This window comes from Akkermansia sp. 54_46 (genome assembly GCF_001917295.1).
Classification (GTDB): Bacteria; Verrucomicrobiota; Verrucomicrobiia; order Verrucomicrobiales; family Akkermansiaceae; genus Akkermansia; species Akkermansia muciniphila.
Genome location: NZ_MNUD01000032.1, coordinates 1 through 14,316, shown reverse-complemented (window position 1 = coordinate 14,316; position 14,316 = coordinate 1). Strand labels below are relative to the sequence as shown.

Sequence of the window (14,316 nt, the reverse complement as noted above, 5' to 3'; positions counted from 1 at the left end):
AGCAAACAATTTGACAAAAAGACAAGGACGGAGCATTTTAAATGCCGGCTAATCTACATATTCTCTCGATGCTGATTCAAAATGCAGACCGTACTACCTACGGGATTAATAAGATTGTTGTTTTCGTCCTTGCATTCGTCGTCTTCTTCGTTGTCGGATTTGTGTCCTGGCAATGGGATGGGGTCGCTCCGGAACCGTGGCGTCTGCGGACGCTGGTGCTGACGCCGCTGACGATGTCTCTGCTGCTGTATGTGTGCTGTGACCAGTTCGGCGTTTACTACCGCTGCCAGACGCTTTGGGAAAGCATCCGGCGGTTTGTGGTGGCATATGCCTGTTTTGTGGTGTTAAGCGTGATGATATGGAAGTTCTTTGTTCCCTTCTCCGCGGATGTCGGTGTCCAGACCCTGGCGTATTTGCTTACCTTCCTGGGTTCCCTCTGGCTGCGTATCAGCTGGTTCCGGGCGGAAAAAAGGCTGGTGGAGGAAGCCCCTACGCTGGTGGTGGGAACTCCGGATCATGTGAAAGAATTCCGCAGGACGCTGGAGAACAATCATGTGGACTTCAGGAATGGGCTGCTGGTCATGGCGCCTGAAGAGGTGGACAGTGCGGTAGTCAGGAATTTGTTGATTAAGAATTGCGTCAGCAAGGTGGTGTTTCTGCCGGAGGAGGTGGATTCTTCCGTGGCGCGGTGCCTGGTGGAACTGTGCGGCAAGATGGGAGTCGATTTTTACGCGAGCATGGTGGTAAGCATGCCCGCTGTGCATAAAACCTATTTCGGCGTGATTGGAGGAACAAGAATGCTGGTGTACAAATCCACCCCCATTCCCTATACCACCTCCTGGCAGTTGAAGAAAATGCTGGACTGGACGGGAGCGCTGGCGCTTCTGGTGGGAACGTCACCCCTGTGGGTGCTGGCGGCTGTGGGAATCAAGCTGTCGGATCGTGGCCCGGTCTTTTACCGCCAGAAACGTTCCGGGCTGTATGGTCGGGAGTTTGGCATGTGGAAGTTCCGCACCATGTACCGGGACGCGGATAAGAGGCTGGATGAAGTGAAAGCCAAGTACGGCAATGACATGGACGGCCCCATCTTTAAGCTGGAGCACGACCCTCGCATCTTCTCCTTTGGGCGCTTCCTGCGCAAATTCAGCATCGACGAGCTTCCCCAGCTCATTAATGTGCTGAAGGGGGAAATGAGCCTGGTTGGCCCGCGCCCGCTGCCCGTTTATGAGACGGAAGCCTTTACCAGCGACGCCCACCGCCGCAGGTTGAGCGTGCTGCCCGGTGTGACGGGGTACTGGCAGATTGCCGGACGCAGCAACATCCGGGAATTTGAAAAGCTGGTGGAATTGGATATGAAGTATATTGACAACTGGTCCCTGTGGCTGGATATCAAACTGCTTCTGAAAACCGTCCCGGCAGTGCTTTTCGCCCGTGGGGCAAAGTAGCTTCCAGGTCTCCCTGGATTGCAGGCCGTCAGCCGTTATTGCCGGGAATTTGGAATCTGGCTGGGGTTCTCTGTCCGGTGGAACAGGCCCGTTTTAAGAATACTGCAATTCGGGAGGGGGATGAAATTGGTGTATTTTGTGGAAAATGAAGAAAATTATTGCCGGGCAGAGACTTTAATCTTGAGGTGCGGAAAGGGATGGGGCAGAATCAATCTATTATGGATTTAGTTCAGCGAGAAATCTCTAAAGAAACGGTGACTCCGTATTTCATCGAGTATTTCGGTCAGGCGCCTACTCATGTGGCAGCGGCACCGGGACGTGTGAACCTTATTGGTGAGCACACGGATTATAATAACGGTTTTGTGATGCCTATGGCGCTTGATAACCATTGTGTTGTGGCTGTGGCTCCCTCCCCCGTGGGCAAACACCGCTTTTGCGGTTCCCTGGGTGACCAGATCCATGAAATTGCGGTGGAAGATGCCTTGGTTCCCGGCGAACCGTTCTGGTCCAATTATGTCCGCGGCGTTTTGGCCAACCTGCACAGGCGCGGCATAGAAATCGGGCCTGTGGATATGCTGATTGACAGCAATGTGCCCCGCGGCGGCGGCCTCTCCTCCAGTGCCGCTCTTGAAGTTGCCGTCTGTACGGCGCTCGCCGCTTTTGCCGGCGTTGAAATAGATCCCAAGGAAGTAGCCCTGATCGGGCAGGCCGTGGAACATGAATTCGTGAACGTTCCCTGCGGCATCATGGACCAGTTTATTTCTGCCAACGGCAAGAAGGGCATGGCTCTCAAGCTGGATTGCGCCACGCTGGAATATGAGCTGGTTCCGATGAACAATGAGTCCGTCTCCGTGCTGGTTCTGGACAGCGCTGTGAAGCATTCCCTGGCGGACGGAGCTTATGGACAGCGCCGCAAGCAGTGTGAGGAAGCTTCTTCCATCATGGGCGTGCCCTCCCTGCGGGAAGCTACGCTGGAGCTGTTGGAATCCTTCAGGGAACAGCTTGGCGATGTGCGCTATCGCCGCGCCCGCCACGTCATTGGAGAAAATGCGCGCGTGAACGCTTTTGCGAATGCCCTTGCCCGCGGCGATTGGGATGAGGCCGGTGTAGCCATGCGCGGCAGCCATGCTTCCCTGCGTGACGACTATGAAGTTTCCTGTGCTGAGGTGGATACCCTTGTTTCCCTTTGTGACCGCATTCCCTCCGCATCCTCCATTTACGGCGCGCGCATGACGGGCGGCGGGTTTGGCGGATGCATTGTGGCCCTGGTGAAGACGGAGGACGTGGAAAAGGTGGCCCAGGAGCTTCTGGACAGCTACTGCCAGGAAACGGGCATTGAAACTACGTATCTTGTAACCCGTGCCGGAGAAGGCGCCCGTATTCTGTACCAAGCTTAATCCATACTGATGATGAAAACACTAGCAACTATATTCGGGGCGCTCGCCCTGATGACGTGGGGCGCATCCGCCCAGGAGGGGCCCGTGCCTGCAACGGCAGCTGATGCGCAGCCCGCCCTGGCCGCTCCGGCCGCGACTCCCGCTGTTGAAGTCCAGCCGGCAGCGGAAATTCAGCCGGCGGCTCCCGCTGCAGAGGCTGTACAGACCGCCTCTGCGGAGCCTAAAACGGCCCCTCTTTCCATGGTGGAAGTCATTCTCTTCTGCGTGGTCGTGGTGGGCGTAATCGCCCTGGGCATCTGGAAAAGCCGTGACCCCGAAGAAACGGAAGAGGAAAAGAAGGCCAAGGGCGCTTCAGACTATTTCTTGGCCGGCCGCGGTCTGACCTGGTGGCTGGTGGGTTTTTCCCTGATTGCCGCCAACATTTCCACGGAACAGTTTGTGGGGATGTCCGGCAAATCGGCCAACTGGGTGGGCATGGCCATCGCCGGGTATGAATGGCTGGCCGCAATCACGCTGGTGGTTGTAGCCTTCTGTTTCCTTCCCAAGCTGCTGAAAGGCGGCGTATATACGATTCCCGAATTCCTGGAATACCGGTATAACACGCTGGCCCGTTCCCTGATGGCCATTGCCACGCTGCTGATTCTGGTAGGCGTGCCGACTGCGGGCGTGATTTACGCCGGCGCCAAGGTGATCTCCGTGTTCTTCACGGGATACTCTGCCATGGGCATTGACTTCGGCAACATCACCGTCGGCTGCGTTATCATTGCCTTCTGCGCCACGGTATACGTGTTCGTGGGCGGGTTGAAAGCCTGCGCCTGGACGGACCTGTTCTGGGGCGCCGCCCTGATTGTGGGCGGCGGCGTGGTAGCCTATTTTGCCCTGACGGAGCTCAGCGGCGCAGACCCGAACCATTTGATTCAATCCGCCGCCGCCAATTCCGGCGCGACGGTTGCCTCCCTGGGGAATCCTTCGGACAGCCTCTGGCATGGGGTGACGCGCTTTTTTGAGCTGAACTCCGGTGACGCGGCCAGCGGTGTAAATACCGTGGGCGGCAAGCTGCACATGATCCGTCCTGCGGATGATGCGGAAATCCCGTGGACGGCTCTTTGCCTGGGCCTGTGGATTCCCAACTTCTTTTACTGGGGCCTCAACCAGTACATCATGCAGCGTACGCTGGCTTCCAAATCCCTGGCGGAAGGTCAGATGGGCATTGTGTTCGCCGCGTTCCTCAAGCTCATCATCCCATTCGTGGTGGTGGTCCCCGGCATCCTGGCCTATAACCTGTACCGCAATGACCTGAAGGAACAGGCGGAAGTAAAATATGCGGCGGAAATCCGTAAGACGGAAGATCCCGCCGCAGTCAAGGGCCGCCCCGTCATCTACAAGCTTACGGACAGCTTCCTGGTGGAAAACGTGGAGGAAGGCTGTGCCCATGCCATTCATAACGCGGAAGTAATGAAGGTGGGCGAAGATGTTATGGCCAATTTGAAACAGGCCTGCGCCGATTTGAAAGCGGATGCCGCCAACGACCAGACCACGTTAGCGGAACGTGCCCCGTTCGTGGAAAAAATCGCTTCCCTTAACAATAAAATCATCAAGCCGGCCGTGGACAACTCGGACAACTACTATCTGACGGATACGCTGGTAGGCTTTGACTATGACTCCGCCTTCGGCACGCTGATCAGGAAGTTGCTTCCCGGCACGGGATGGACATGGTTTGTGCTTGCGGCTCTCTTTGGCGCGGTGGTGTCTTCCCTGGCATCCATGCTGAATTCCGCGTCCACCATCTTTACGATGGATATTTACAACAAGCTGCGCAAAAATGCGGGGCCCACGGAGCTGGTTACCGTCGGCAAGATTGGTTTGCTGGTGTGCGCCGTGATCGCCCTGACCATTGCTCCGTTCCTGGACAGCCCGGCCTTTGGCGGCATCTTCAATTTCATTCAGGAATTCCAGGGCTTCCTGAGCCCGGGCGCCCTGTGCGTGTTCCTCTTCGGCTTCTTTGTGCCCAAGTGCCCGCGCATCTTCGGTTGGCTGGGTATCGTCATTAATGCCCTCCTGTACGGAATCCTGAAGGTGTGGCAGCCGGAAATGGCCTTCCTGAACCGCATGGCCGTGTGTTTCATCACGGTAGTGGTCATCGGCTTCATCTTCACGGCGGTGAACGCCGCCCGCGGCGGACAGCCTATCGTGCTGCCCGACAGGGGCGTGGTTGCCCTTCAGTCCTCTTCTCGGGCTAAAATCTTCGGATGGCTCGTGGTTGCCGCGACGGTCGCCCTGTACATCATCTTCTGGTAATCCAGGGAAGACCTCCAGTCCCGTATTTTCAATCCTCCCGGTTCAGGCCGGGAGGATTTTTCACGTCCGGAACAGACCATGCAGCTGGCGCGGCTGAATATTCTGGAGGCGGAAAGTCGGCAGACTGGCGTTTCCGGGCGGCAACGGCGCCTTGTCCTCTGAATAAAGTTAAAGTAAAAGACATGGTTGAAAAGAGGCTGGCAAAACGCCATGCCGCCTCTTATTCCTCTTCCAGAAGCATGCTGCGCAGGGAATCGAAAAAGTTTCCGGATTCCTCTTCCGTCGCTTCCGCGTTCATGAGATCCTCCCATTTGGAATATTCCATCAGGTGGGGAGGAATTTCACTGAGGAAGGAGGAGCGCTGGCAAGGCATGCGGTCCCCGTAACGCAGGCGCGTGGCGCAATAAGTAAGCATGAGTTTCTCCTGGGCGCGCGTGATGCCTACGTAGAGCAGGCGGCGTTCTTCATCGCAATTGCCGTCTTCCAGGGAACGCTTGTGGGGAAGGATGCCTTCCTCCAGCCCCACGAGGTACACTACCGGAAATTCCAGTCCCTTGGCGGCGTGCATGGTAATCAGGCATACGCCTGGCTTGTTTTCCACGTCGTCATCGTTATCTTCCTTGTCCAGGGTGACCTGGGCCAGGTAGTCCCGGAGAGTTTTTCCGGGTTGCCAGAAGTTGCGGAGGGAGGCTTTCACGTCCCCGATGGACACCAGCCGTTTCTGGATTTCAGCTTCCGTTTTGCACAGGCGCGTGACGTATTCGCTGAATCCGGTTTCCTCAATAAGCTGCTCCAGGATGTCTCCGAAGTCGGTTTCCTTATCCTGGAAAAGGTCGATGTATTTTGCAATCAGTTCATTGAATGCCTGCACGCTGTTGCGGGCGCGGGTGGAAAGGGCCGCCAGGAATTCTTCGTCCTGGAGGGCTGCCCAGACGCTGTTGCCGTGCTCCCGGCTCCAGTCGATGGCCAGATGGCTGGTCAGCTCGCTGATGCCGCGCGGCGGCGTGTTGAGGATGCGCAGCAGATATTCGTCAGCCTGCGGGTTTTCGATAGTCGCCAGATAGGAAATGAGGTCCTTTACCTCCTTGCGGTCGAAAAAACTTTGCGCGCCCACCATGCGGTAGGGAATTTTATGTTCCCGGAGCGTTTGTTCAATGATGCGGCTCTGGGTATTGGCCCGGAACAGAATGGCGAAATCCTCCCAGGGCCGGCCTTCCTGCCTGCGGACGTTTTCAATGTCCGTGATGATGAATTCCGCTTCTTCCGCGTCTCCGGGCATGGAAATGAGCCGGACGGCTTCTCCTCCGCCTTTATGGGCGCGCAGCGTCTTGTCCCTCCGGCCCAGGTTATGGCGGATCAGGGCATTGGCCGTGTCCAGGATGGGGGCGGTGCAGCGGTAATTTTCTTCCAGTTTGATGATGGAGGGATTTGGAAAAAAACGTTCGAATTCCAGGATATTGCTGATCTGGGCCCCGCGCCAGCCGTAGATGGACTGGTCGTCGTCCCCCACTACGCAGACATTGTGTTCCGGCCCCACCAGATGGCCCAGCAGGCTCATTTGGAGGCTGTTGGTATCCTGGAATTCATCCACTGTGATATAGCGGAAGCGCTGTTGCCACGCCTCCCTGACGTCCCGGTGCTCCTTCAGCAATTTGTCCGCCAGAATCAGCAGGTCGTCAAAATCCACGGAATTCTGCGCCTGAAGTTCCCGCTGGTAGGAGGCGGCGATGTTGGCCGTCAGGTTGTCTTCAATGGAGTCAAGTCCCAGACCGCTGTTTTTCATCCGGCTCATGGAGGAAAGCACATCCTTGGGCGTGATTTTCTCCGTAATGCCGCCGTGGCGCACAATCAGTCGCCGGATCAGGCCGCTTTGTTCGGAACCGCTGTAAATGGTGAAATTGGTCTTGTACCCCAGGCGCCCTATATCCTCTCTCAGGATGCGCACGCAGAGGGAATGGAAAGTGCTCACCATTATTTGGCGCGCCGCCTTGCGTTCCACCATCTGGCCTACGCGTTCCCGCATTTCCAGAGCGGCCTTGTTTGTGAACGTCACGGCCAGGATGCTTTTGGGGCTGATACCCCGGTCCACCATATGGGCGATGCGGCAGGTGACGGTGCGCGTTTTACCCGTTCCGGCCCCGGCCAGGATCAGCACGGGCCCCTGCAGGGTCTGCACGGCCTTCCTCTGGGCCGCGTTCAGGCTCTCCATGGAAAAGGACTTGGCCATTTATACGTCAAAATGGATATCTTTCAAATTCGGGTGGCCGGCAATGAGCTGGGAGATATTCATGCGCGTGCTGCCTTCAAGCTGGACGTCTGTCACCAGCAATCCTCCGCTTCCGCAGGCGATCAAAAGCCCCTGTTCTCCGGCGGAGAGCACCTGGCCCGGTTTTCCCTCCGCTTCCGGGAGGATGGAAAAGCCGGGGAAAATTTTCATGTTGCGGATGCGTTTCTTGCGGTTCCAGTAGTTGGTGAAGGTCCCGGGCCACGGGTCGTACGCCCGGATCATGCGGCCGATTTCTTCTGCGGGGCGCGTCCAGTCGATTTTTCCGTCCGCCCGCAGGAGCTTGGGGGCGTATGTTGCCAGGATTTCCTGCTGGCGGATGCGTGTAGCCGTTCCTTTTTCAATGGAATGGATGACGGGCAGCAGCACATCCGGCGTCATCCTGGCCAGCTTGTCATGCAGGGAACCTCCGGTTTCCGTGCCTTCCAGGGGGGTGCTGATCTGGGCGATGATGTCTCCGGCATCCAGCTTCCTGACAATGTGCATGATGGTGATGCCCGTTTCTGCATCGCCGGATTTGATGGCGGACTGGATGCAGGCCGCTCCGCGATGGCGCGGCAGGAGGGAGGCATGGGCGTTGATGCAGCCCATGGGGGCCATATCAATCACTTCCTGGCTCAGAATCTGCCCGTACGCCATGACGACGATTAGATCCGGATTCAGTCTCCTGAGGTTGCTCAGCGCATCCGGGCTGCGCAGGGAATGCGGCTGGAGCACGGGAATGCCCGCTTCCCTGGCAATATTTTTGATGGCCGGGGCTGTAAGCACCTGGTGCCTGCCGACAGGGCGGTCGGGTTGCGTGACCAGGCCTGCCAGATCCGAATGACGGATCAGGCTGCGGAAGGCGGGAATGGCAATGTCGCCTGTGCCCATGAAGACGATGCGCATGGCTGGAAGCTTGCCCTGACGGCCTGCGCAGGTCAATGTTAAATCCGGTTTTGAGAAGGGAATCATAGGGAAGAAAGGCCGTTTTTTCCCGTTCCTTTCCGTCCGGAGGGAATACCGGAGGATAATGTTTTTCCGGCCGCTTCCCCTCATGTCTGCCCTCCTGCAAGAAGTTCTTTTCGATGGAGCGGAATATTGGTATACCCTGTTCTATGCAGAAAGGACGGCTGCCGCGCATTCTGATTGTGACCGCAGGATACGGGGAAGGGCACAATTCCGCCGCCAGGGGCGTGAGGGATGCTCTCGCAGGGCGCGCGGAAGTCCTCGTTACGGACCTGTGCGCGGAGGCGATGCCCCGGATGTTTGGCCTGACGCGCGCCGCCTACCTGTGGATGATTTCCCGCATGCCCCGCCTCTGGAAACTGATGTATGAGGTGAGCGACAGGCGCAATATGGCGGAAAAGCCCGTCAGGGGAATCGCCCCCGTGGAGCGCCTGCTGGAACGTTTGCTGCGGGAATGGAAGCCGGATGCCGTGGTCTGCACCTACATGGTATATCCCTACATGCTGGATTCCCTGGCCTCCTGCACGGGCAGGGCGGTTCCCTACCTGACCGTCGTGACGGATTCCTTCGTCATCAATAAATCATGGCTGTGTTCCAAGTCCCCTCTCTGGGCCGTAACGGATCCCTGGACGAGGGCCATCATGGAGGAAAAGGGGCTGCCGCAGGACAGGCTGCGCGTTACGGGATTTCCCGTCAATCCCGTGCTGGGGGCGTTGGCGAAGGAGCATCCTCTTTCCTGGAAGGAAGGGGAGCCGTTCCGGGTGCTTTACTTTGCCCAGCGTTCCGCACGGCATGCGCGGGCGGAGCTGGCGGGTATGCTGGATGCGAATCCCGCCCTGCATGTAACCTGTATTCTGGGGCGCCGGTTCCGGCGCATTTATCCCCGCATCCGGGATTTGCGAGCCAGATACGGACGCAGGCTGACGGTGCGCGGCTGGACGCGCCGCGTGCCTTCCTATCTTGCCGCCAGCCATGTAGTGGTCGGGAAAGCGGGAGGCGCCACCGTGCACGAAGTGCTTGCGGCCGCACGGCCCATGCTGGTGAACTTTCTTCTTCCGGGCCAGGAGGAGGGCAATACCCGCCTTCTGGAAAAACTGGGCGGCGGCGGCCATGTGCCGGATGTCCGCGCCCTGGCTTCCGCTCTTCAGGAAATGATGGCGGACGGCGGCGCGCAGTGGAGGCGCATGCATGAAAACCTGCTGCGGGCGGGGATGACCGGAGGAAGCGGCAGAATAGCGGATTTGGCCTTGAAACTGGCGGAGGAACATACTAACTGATTCCCGTGACCTATCTTCTGATTGACAATTCCAACACGCGCACCAAGTTCGTGCTTTCTTCGCCGGAAGCCCTGTTGCCGGAGCGGTATATGATTCCCACCCGGGAGGTGAGCGGGGAGCGGCTGGACGAGGTGCTGGCCGGCGTCCGTTATGATGCCGCCGTGGTGTGTTCCGTTGTGCCGCGCGTGGCGGAAGAGCTGAAAAACTGGATCGTCAAACCGTGCCATTTCCTTTCCTGCGATTCCCGGCTGGGCGTGGGCATCGACTATCCCCACCCGCGCCAGATAGGGGCCGACAGGCTGGCGAACGCCGTAGGCGCCGCGGCTTATTACGGGTATCCGTGCGTTGTGGTGGACTTCGGCACCGCCGTGACTTTTGACGTGATCGGTCCCCAATGCACCTATGTGGGCGGCGTCATTGCCCCGGGGCTTGCCAGCATGGGGGATTACCTGGAGCGCAATACGGCGCTTCTTCCCGCCATTGACCCCCAGGAGCCGTCCCGCGTCATTGGAACCAGCACAGTAGAGGCCATGCAATCCGGCGCCGTGTACGGTTACCGGGGGCTGGTGAAGGAAATTCTGGCCCGGCTGGAAGGTGAGCTGGGCGTGCGTCCGGCCGTGGTTGCTACGGGAGGGGATGCAGCGCTGATCGCCAGGGGCGTGGAGCGCATTGACCATGTGGACCCTGACATTACGTTGAACGGCTTGCGCATAGCCGCCGGGCTGAATCTTTAAAGAACGGCCAAAATCGGCTGGAAACCTGCTGCTTCCGGCGCCGTGGCCGGATGACGCGTAAAAACTCATAAATAGGTGTTGCAAATGGCGCATACCCCATGTAATATCAATGAACCTTAACAATAAATATCATGTCTGACAACAGCATCGAAGAAAAAGTAAGAAGTATCATCGTCGACCAACTTGGCGTTGAATCCGATAAAGTGACTGCTGATGCGAAATTCATCGAGGATCTCGGTGCTGATTCGCTGGATACCGTTGAACTCGTGATGGCTTTCGAAGAAAACTTTGACATTGAAGTGCCCGATGAAGAAGCTGAAAAGCTTCAGTCTGTGGCCGACGTCGTTGCTTACATCGAAAAGGTTCAGGGTTAAGTTAAACTGCTAAAAATCCTTTATTACAAAAGCGGCTTCCCTGTCCAAGGCAAGGAAGCCGCTTTTTCATGGAAAGCCCCTCTGCCTTTTCTTCCATGAGCGACCTGCCTTCCTTTTCCCGTGACGATATCCGCTATGCGGCGGAGATGACGCGGGTGGTGTATGAACCGGACCGCCGCATTGATACTTTTGGCGATACCAGGTTTAATTTTCTTCTCCTCAGTGAACTGATGGATGAGGTGAACGTGGTGCGCGTGCGCAGCGGCTGGGTGGAAGCGGAGAAACCGAAAATCATACGGCCTTCCATTTACAATGAAATCAGTACGGAGGGATTTTCCGGAGAAGCCAAGCGCTTTTTTGACTGGCTCTCCAAAAACGGCCCGGGCTTTCTGACGCTGCTGGAATACGGGTTCAGGTTTAAACGGTCGGAGGTGAGCGAGGAAATTCTGCATGAACCGCTTGATTCCGTGCGCGGTCGGCTGCTGGACCAGGTGCGCAATGGAGAAGATACATTCATGTCTCTCATTGAGGGAGTGGATGACGCATGGGAGGTCTCCCTCTTGAAATTCATGGTGGAAATGATACAAAAATCCCATGAAATCAATATCTTTGACTTCAAGCGCAAAGGTCTTCTTTAGCCTTTTGGCGGCGGCTTTCTGTGCCCAGGGAGTTTTGGCGGACGGAGAAAATTATTCCCTCTGGCCGCGCCGTCCGGAGGCCCTTGCTGAAGCCCGCCGCCTGATGGACCGCGGCAGTCTGCCAAAAGCTCTGGAACTGCTGCAGCCTCTGGCGGAACAGGGAGGCGTGGTGGGGAAAGAGGCGAAGGAACTCATCGGAAGGCTGCGCATCCGCCAGTTGCTGGATCCCAACGGACCGGACGTGAAAAAATATACCGTACGGAAGGGAGATTCCTGGATACGCATGGTCAGAAAACTGGGTTGCTCTCAGGCCATGGTGGTTCACCTGAACGGTTTGATGGATATTCCCGCTCTTCGTGCGGGAGATGTATTCAAGTATCGGCCTCTGGATTTCCATGTGGTGGTGAACGTGCCGGAAAAGGAAATCTGCCTTTACGACGGGACGGATTTTGTCAAGGGATACCCCATCCTCTCCATGAAGGACGGGGGGAAAAAGAATGTGGAAACGACCGTAAAGGATGAGCAGGCCCCCGTGTCCATCTACAGCAGGCAGTTTCCTTCTGCGGATAAGACGCTGGTGCTGGCGGCGGGAGGCTATGTCATTGACGCTGCTCGCGGTACGCCCCGCTCGCCTGGGTTTTATCTGAGCCGGCAGGACTGCAATGAACTGGCCATGCTGACCAGGCCGGGAACGAAGGTGACTATCCTGAGGGGGAAAGGAGAGGAACCGTGAGGCTGGTTATTCAGCGTGTCAGTAAGGCCGCCGTTCATATCGGCGGTGTTTGTGCGGGGGCCGTGGGGCCCGGTCTGCTGATTCTGGCGGGCATTGAAGAGGCGGATACGGAGGAAGATGTGCGCTGGCTCGCCAACAAGGCGGCGGCCATGCGCATTTTTTCCGACGCGGACGGAAAGATGAATCTTTCCGTAAGGGAAGTGAGTGGAAGCGTGTTGGTGGTGAGCCAGTTTACGCTGCATGCCTCCACCCGGAAAGGGAACAGGCCCTCTTTCATCCGCGCCGCGAGGCCTGAGCGGGCCATTCCCCTGTATGAGCTGTTTAAGAAGGAACTGGCGTCTTTGCTGGAAGGAAGGGTGGAAAGCGGCGAATTCGGCGCGGATATGCAGGTTTCCCTGATTAACGACGGCCCGGTGACTATTTTCATGGATTCCAGGAAAAGAGAATGAGAGAAAGGATCTTATATATTTAACTTTGCCCCGGTTTCCTGCTTTCTCTCTATCTCCATATAAACATAGAAAAATATTGCCGATAGATCTGTTGCTCCTCCTGAAAATCTGTCCTTGAGAAAGAAGGAATATTACGTCTGCACAGATCCGAACTTGGCCCTGAAATAGCTAAGGCCGGAGTTCTACTGGCTGGACGAAATTTTCCGTAGCAGCCGCCTGTCCATAGGGGGAGTAATCGTAAGCCGCCGCGATCGTTCCCTGTGCGTCGAAGACCTCTGTGACATTCTTGTTGAAGTCCACGCCGTAGCAGTACAGGGAAGCGCCCTGCACGAGGGCCAGGGGGCGCGTGGCCATCTCTTCCAGAGAATCCCACAGCAGGGTGCCAAGCACGTTACGGTTGTTGATCATATCCTGCGACGCTAGTTACAAGTAGCTACGGTCATTCTATTTAAGGATTTTTAGGGAATTCACATTTTTTATGATTTTTTGTCATCTTTGATACAATTGTTCTGATACTATTATATCATTGGAAAATCTTCCGATTCAATTCTCTTCCTGTATTCTTTATAATACACTAGCTTCTTATAAAACAAGTCTGAAAAGATTTTTTTTCATGATTATTTCAATTAGAATCAGATTTATTTTTTATTTTCTTCAAGACATATGTTATTCTGAAACATTCAATGACTATAATGAGATAACCAAGAATTAATACTGTATATGATATTAAAAGTTCATTCGAAAAGTTTTCCCATAATAGATTTATACCATGATACATTGTTGACAAAATTCCAATTATTCCAGAGATCAGAAATAAATAAATTGTGAGTTTGATAATTGGAAAAGGGAAGTTATTAAATGAAAAATTAAGAGTATTTTTTTTAACCAAACAAGAATTCTTAAAAATAGGATTACAAAAACACATCCATAAACTAATTCAAAATATTCATATACAGTTAAAGGAGACTCAGGGTAAATCATAATACAGGCAACTAATTATATTTCGTTCATTATTTAGACCATATTTTTATATTTTCATTAAAAGATTTGTTAACAAGTTCTTCGTTTTGATCTATGATAAATGGGATTTTTAAAGTAGCGTTAATCTTAATATATCCCGTTGCATCTAAAGTTAAATATATTGGTTTTGCGTTCAAAGTTAATCCAGAACTTATCTTAAAATCGATAGAATAAGATGCTTGTATATAAGATGATAGTGTAATACCTGCATCCATTCTGTGAGAAAATCCTAATAATTCTTCCCGATAGGATGTTAAAGTTTTGCCATTACAATTGTCAATTTTAAGTATTTTTTTCATTACTTAATCCAGAAATCATAGTTTTTAAAGAATATTCAATATCAGGAAGAATAGGCCACCATTTTTGTTTAATTTTAAGCCCTATACCTACACCTATACCAACATCTGTTCGTAATTTTGCTTCAATGCATACACAATTTTTCTTTTTTTTCTATTGATATACTTCCCTCAATAATAAGAAGAATGGGTATGTAACCCGCAGGAATAGTCATTGTGTAGCCAAATTCGTTAGTTTCTTTTCCGAGATAATCAATAGAAAATACCACTCCATTATCAACAAACCCGTACAAATTCCACCCGCCCTGTTCAGCAATGGGGTCGCGGTTGATCCACCTGCCGTCTTTGGGGTTGTAATAGCGGTAGTTGTAATAGACCAGGGCGAGTTCTTCGTCGTGCATCTCGCCGGACCACTGGACGGGC

General features: G+C 54.7%; 14 protein-coding genes. 9 read left to right on the top strand and 5 right to left on the bottom strand.

Annotation, left to right across the window (positions count from 1 at the left end):
• The first annotated feature begins 68 nt into the window (after positions 1–68).
• The 3 genes from BHW66_RS06480 (at position 69) to BHW66_RS06470 (ending at position 5,140) form a co-directional block, all read left to right on the top strand.
• The gene (locus tag BHW66_RS06480; RefSeq protein ID WP_179219146.1) at positions 69–1,445 is read left to right on the top strand and encodes a sugar transferase; all 1,377 of its coding nucleotides are present in this window, start codon (positions 69–71) and stop codon (positions 1,443–1,445) included.
• Positions 1,446–1,642: 197 nt separating this feature from the next.
• Positions 1,643–2,842 (top strand): galactokinase, encoded by a 1,200-nt coding sequence (gene galK / locus BHW66_RS06475; protein ID WP_102734397.1) that lies wholly within the window; start codon positions 1,643–1,645, stop codon positions 2,840–2,842.
• Between the two features lie 9 nt (positions 2,843–2,851).
• Positions 2,852–5,140 (top strand): sodium/solute symporter, encoded by a 2,289-nt coding sequence (locus BHW66_RS06470; protein WP_046437680.1) that lies wholly within the window; start codon positions 2,852–2,854, stop codon positions 5,138–5,140.
• A gap of 220 nt (positions 5,141–5,360) precedes the next feature.
• Here the strand turns inward: BHW66_RS06470 and BHW66_RS06465 are convergent, their stop codons facing one another.
• Positions 5,361–7,367 carry a UvrD-helicase domain-containing protein gene (locus BHW66_RS06465; protein WP_022196918.1) on the bottom strand — a complete coding sequence of 669 codons (2,007 nt, stop codon included), beginning with the start codon at positions 7,365–7,367 and terminating at the stop codon, positions 5,361–5,363.
• Complete coding sequence (fmt, locus tag BHW66_RS06460; RefSeq protein ID WP_232051379.1) at positions 7,368–8,378, bottom strand: methionyl-tRNA formyltransferase; 1,011 nt, start codon at positions 8,376–8,378, stop codon at positions 7,368–7,370.
• A gap of 143 nt (positions 8,379–8,521) precedes the next feature.
• Between fmt and BHW66_RS06455 the strand changes: the two genes are divergently transcribed.
• From BHW66_RS06455 to dtd, 6 genes are all read left to right on the top strand, one after another.
• Positions 8,522–9,649: a hypothetical protein gene (locus BHW66_RS06455; protein WP_179219145.1), complete on the top strand. Its 1,128-nt coding sequence runs from the start codon at positions 8,522–8,524 to the stop codon at positions 9,647–9,649.
• A gap of 5 nt (positions 9,650–9,654) precedes the next feature.
• Positions 9,655–10,383 carry a type III pantothenate kinase gene (locus BHW66_RS06450; RefSeq protein WP_046437677.1) on the top strand — a complete coding sequence of 243 codons (729 nt, stop codon included), beginning with the start codon at positions 9,655–9,657 and terminating at the stop codon, positions 10,381–10,383.
• Between the two features lie 131 nt (positions 10,384–10,514).
• Positions 10,515–10,757 carry an acyl carrier protein gene (locus tag BHW66_RS06445; protein WP_012420022.1) on the top strand — a complete coding sequence of 81 codons (243 nt, stop codon included), beginning with the start codon at positions 10,515–10,517 and terminating at the stop codon, positions 10,755–10,757.
• A 68-nt stretch (positions 10,758–10,825) separates the two neighbouring features.
• A complete protein-coding gene (locus BHW66_RS06440) occupies positions 10,826–11,395 on the top strand; it encodes a hypothetical protein (RefSeq protein WP_046437675.1) in 570 nt (189 codons plus the stop codon).
• Complete coding sequence (locus tag BHW66_RS06435; RefSeq protein ID WP_180975816.1) at positions 11,352–12,128, top strand: LysM domain-containing protein; 777 nt, start codon at positions 11,352–11,354, stop codon at positions 12,126–12,128. Before BHW66_RS06440 ends, BHW66_RS06435 begins: the two co-directional genes overlap by 44 nt.
• Complete coding sequence (gene dtd / locus BHW66_RS06430) at positions 12,125–12,577, top strand: D-aminoacyl-tRNA deacylase (protein ID WP_012420025.1); 453 nt, start codon at positions 12,125–12,127, stop codon at positions 12,575–12,577. Before BHW66_RS06435 ends, dtd begins: the two co-directional genes overlap by 4 nt.
• Positions 12,578–12,745: 168 nt before the next feature.
• Here the strand turns inward: dtd and BHW66_RS06425 are convergent, their stop codons facing one another.
• The 3 genes from BHW66_RS06425 to BHW66_RS06415 form a co-directional block, all read right to left on the bottom strand.
• Entirely contained in the window at positions 12,746–12,985 is a 240-nt protein-coding gene (locus BHW66_RS06425; RefSeq protein WP_046437671.1) for a hypothetical protein, read from the bottom strand.
• 602 nt (positions 12,986–13,587) lie between these two features.
• A complete protein-coding gene (locus tag BHW66_RS06420) occupies positions 13,588–13,896 on the bottom strand; it encodes a hypothetical protein (RefSeq protein ID WP_215833630.1) in 309 nt (102 codons plus the stop codon).
• A 122-nt stretch (positions 13,897–14,018) separates the two neighbouring features.
• On the bottom strand, positions 14,019–14,316 hold a 298-nt coding region (locus tag BHW66_RS06415; protein ID WP_286688966.1), incomplete at its 5' end, for an RHS repeat-associated core domain-containing protein.

What these genes read in the sequence shown, in the direction of transcription:
- BHW66_RS06480 (WP_179219146.1), top strand. Translation starts at nt 69, where the DNA reads ATGCTGATTCAAAATGCAGACCGTACTACCTACGGGATTAATAAGATT.
- galK (WP_102734397.1), top strand. Translation starts at nt 1,643, where the DNA reads ATGGGGCAGAATCAATCTATTATGGATTTAGTTCAGCGAGAAATCTCT.
- BHW66_RS06470 (WP_046437680.1), top strand. Translation starts at nt 2,852, where the DNA reads ATGATGAAAACACTAGCAACTATATTCGGGGCGCTCGCCCTGATGACG.
- BHW66_RS06465 (WP_022196918.1), bottom strand. Translation starts at nt 7,367, where the DNA reads ATGGCCAAGTCCTTTTCCATGGAGAGCCTGAACGCGGCCCAGAGGAAG.
- fmt (WP_232051379.1), bottom strand. Translation starts at nt 8,378, where the DNA reads ATGATTCCCTTCTCAAAACCGGATTTAACATTGACCTGCGCAGGCCGT.
- BHW66_RS06455 (WP_179219145.1), top strand. Translation starts at nt 8,522, where the DNA reads ATGCAGAAAGGACGGCTGCCGCGCATTCTGATTGTGACCGCAGGATAC.
- BHW66_RS06445 (WP_012420022.1), top strand. Translation starts at nt 10,515, where the DNA reads ATGTCTGACAACAGCATCGAAGAAAAAGTAAGAAGTATCATCGTCGAC.
- BHW66_RS06440 (WP_046437675.1), top strand. Translation starts at nt 10,826, where the DNA reads ATGGAAAGCCCCTCTGCCTTTTCTTCCATGAGCGACCTGCCTTCCTTT.
- BHW66_RS06435 (WP_180975816.1), top strand. Translation starts at nt 11,352, where the DNA reads ATGAAATCAATATCTTTGACTTCAAGCGCAAAGGTCTTCTTTAGCCTT.
- BHW66_RS06425 (WP_046437671.1), bottom strand. Translation starts at nt 12,985, where the DNA reads ATGATCAACAACCGTAACGTGCTTGGCACCCTGCTGTGGGATTCTCTG.
- BHW66_RS06420 (WP_215833630.1), bottom strand. Translation starts at nt 13,896, where the DNA reads ATGAAAAAAATACTTAAAATTGACAATTGTAATGGCAAAACTTTAACA.